Source organism: Spirillospora sp. NPDC046719 (genome assembly GCF_040645715.1).
Classification (GTDB): domain Bacteria; phylum Actinomycetota; class Actinomycetes; order Streptosporangiales; family Streptosporangiaceae; genus Spirillospora.
On sequence record NZ_JBEYYT010000750.1, the window covers coordinates 1 to 2,794 of the forward strand.

Here is a 2,794-nt window from a genome sequence, read left to right on the forward strand (position 1 = left end):
GCGCCGGGCCGCGCATCGCGACGCGGCCGCCGGCCCCGCCCCGTCCTGTCGCCACGGGGGCCGCGCCGCCGCTACAGGCAATGGCCAAGGCTCCGCTCGACGCGGGCAAGTACATCGGCACCCAGCTCACCGGCCAGCGCCGTCATCTCTGCCCGCTCAGCCAGGGCGAGGGGCCGGTCTTCTTCCGCCAGCCAGTCCGCAACCGATTCGATCGCAAGGCCGTACTCAGCATGCGCAAGGAACTCCGTGCCCCAGCGGAGTTGGTCATCAGTCAGCCGATCCGCCACCAGACGCAACAGCGCCGCCATGCGCGTCTCCCATGCACGGACGGCGATGTAGTCCTCATGCCTGCGGTACAAGCCCATGAGGCATCCCTATCGGCATCACGCGCCACCGCCAAGTGGCTGAGGTGCGCCGTCGATTGGGCTGGAAGGGGGCGGGGCTCCCCCGACCCCGAGCTGTTGAGGATGGCGGCAGCCGGAACCTGTCAAGGGCGCCCTTCGGGCGTCACTGCGTGATAAGTGCAGGTCTCGTCGGGCCTGAGGGAGGAAGGTGGGGGAAGAGCAGCGGCTACGCCGCACGCCCACGGCCGCCACGGGGAGCACTGTCCGGGCCGGTGCAGGCAGGTGCGAGGTGCCAGGTGTGGGCGTGCCATACGCGTGCCATTAGGTTGCGGCAGGTGGGGAGACGGGCCGTCCGGGAGCGTGCTCCGACGCAGGTCATGGCCGGTTTTCGGGTGATCACGAGTCCTTACAATCACTTTGTCACTCGAATGAGGAAGGGCCATGTTCCACGACTGTGGAACATGGCCCTGATCTTGGTGGGCGCGGACGGGTTCCAATCGCCGACTCCTCGCTGTGACGAAGAGTTCCCGCGGGTAGGGGTTGGGGCTGAGTAGTGCCTCGCACGCTTGGAGAACTGGCAGGGCGCGTAGGGCCCGTGCTTTCGAATTTGCGTTGGAGTGCACTCCAGCTCCTAGTTTTCGGAAGCGTGCGATACATCAAACTCGGAACGACCGGGCTGGAAGTCTCCGCCATCACCCTCGGCTGCATGAGCTTCGGCGAGCCGGGCCGGGGCGGCGAGCCCTGGTCGCTGGGCGCGGACGCCAGCCGGGACATCATCAAGCAGGCCCTCGAGAGCGGCGTCAACTTCCTCGACACGGCCAACGGGTACAGCGCCGGAAGCAGCGAGGAGATCGTCGGTCAGGCGGTCAAGGACTTCGCCCGGCGCGAGGAGATCGTTCTCGCCGCCAAGGTCTGGATGCGGATGCGCCCCGGCCCGAACGGCGCCGGGCTGTCCCGCAAGGCGATCTTCGCCGAGCTCGACGCCTCCCTGAAGCGGCTGGGGACCGACTACATCGACCTGTACCAGATCCACCGCTGGGACTACGACACCCCGATCGAGGAAACCCTGCAGGCGCTGCACGACGCGGTCAAGTCCGGGAAGGTCCGCTACATCGGAGCCTCTTCCATGCACGCCTGGCAGTTCGCCAAGGCGCTGTTCCTGGCCGACCTGAACGGCTGGACCCGGTTCGTGTCGATGCAGGACCACTACAACCTCATCCACCGAGAGGCAGAGCGGGAGATGTTCCCGCTCTGCGCCGACCAGGGCATCGGCGTGATCCCGTGGAGCCCGCTGGCGCGGGGCAGGCTGACGCGGGGCCGGGACACCGCCACGGCGCGAGCCGAGACCGACCCGGGGGGCAAGATCCTCTATCGCGACGAGGACCAGGCCGTGGCCGAGCGCGTCCAGGAGATCGCGGGCAAGCGGGGTCTGTCCCCGGCGCAGGTCGCCCTGGCCTGGGTCATGCGCAACCCGGTGGTGACCTCGCCGATCGTGGGGGTCACCAAGCCGGCCCAGCTGGCCGACGCGGTCGCCGCGGTGGACGTCGAACTCGACGACGACGAGGCCGCCTACCTGGAGGAGCCCTACCAGCCGCACGAGGCCGCCTACCTGCAGGAGTCCTTCTACAAGCGGCAGCCTGTGGCGGGCTCCCGGTAGTCCGGCTACCGCCGGGCCCGCCCACCAGGACCCGTTTTCCGGTCGTGGAAACGGGGTCTCCGCCATTAGCGCGCCATCCGTGGCGGTGGTCGGGTGGCGCAACCCGATGGCCGGACGAGGCCAGGCGCCTTTGCCTCGGCGGGCCATTGCGGCAGGTGGCGGGGTTCCGGCGGCGATAAACACCCTCCGTAATCGCCTTCCGATACTCTCCGTTATCGAATGTGTGCGGACAGCTATGGATACTCCGCGTATTTCCAGCGACACTCAACGTGTTCGAGATTCTCGGCTCCCCACCGTCTCGCGAAGCGGGTGCGGGCGGTGCGGGAGATCAACATAGAAGGAGAGCACATGCCGTCCCTGAAGACGACCTCCGTGGCCCTGGCCGTGGCCGCGGCGGCGACCTGCCTGGCGTCCGCCGGCGTCGCCAGTGCGCAGAGCACCGACGCAAGCCGGTCCCCGGCGCGGGTCGCCGAGCTCCCGGCGGGCTACCAGATCGTGTCCCTCCCGAACGCCAACGTCCCCAACTTCCAGCGACGGACCCTCTACTGCCCCGGGACCAAGCACGTTCTCGGGGGAGGCGCCGAGGCCCAGGGCAACGGCGCCATCCTCGTCGGGTCGTTCCCGACGCAGGACGGGCGCGGCTGGATCGCGCTCGGCCGGCAGATCGGCTACAACGACGTCGGCATCAGCGTCTACGCGATCTGCGCCGACTGACCGTCCCGTCCCTTCCGCCCGGGCCGGGCGCGGGCGCGCGGGGGGCCCCCCCCCCTTCTGGCCCACAACCCCAGGAGTG

At 69.1% G+C, this 2,794-nt stretch carries 3 protein-coding genes; 2 read left to right on the top strand and 1 reads right to left on the bottom strand.

Annotated elements, in window-relative coordinates:
- Positions 1-71: 71 nt before the first annotated feature.
- Complete coding sequence (locus ABZ914_RS49645; RefSeq protein WP_500201562.1) at positions 72-365, bottom strand: MafI family immunity protein; 294 nt, start codon at positions 363-365, stop codon at positions 72-74.
- A gap of 625 nt (positions 366-990) precedes the next feature.
- Between ABZ914_RS49645 and ABZ914_RS49650 the strand changes: the two genes are divergently transcribed.
- Positions 991-2,001, top strand: a complete 1,011-nt coding sequence (locus ABZ914_RS49650; protein WP_500201563.1) for an aldo/keto reductase — start codon at positions 991-993, stop codon at positions 1,999-2,001.
- 348 nt (positions 2,002-2,349) lie between these two features.
- The gene (locus ABZ914_RS49655) at positions 2,350-2,715 is read left to right on the top strand and encodes a hypothetical protein (protein WP_433150663.1); all 366 of its coding nucleotides are present in this window, start codon (positions 2,350-2,352) and stop codon (positions 2,713-2,715) included.
- The last annotated feature ends 79 nt before the right edge of the window (positions 2,716-2,794 follow it).

Bases quoted from the DNA above. Each gene is read 5' to 3' on its own strand.
- ABZ914_RS49645 (WP_500201562.1), bottom strand. From the start codon at position 365: ATGGGCTTGTACCGCAGGCATGAGGACTACATCGCCGTCCGTGCATGG.
- ABZ914_RS49655 (WP_433150663.1), top strand. From the start codon at position 2,350: ATGCCGTCCCTGAAGACGACCTCCGTGGCCCTGGCCGTGGCCGCGGCG.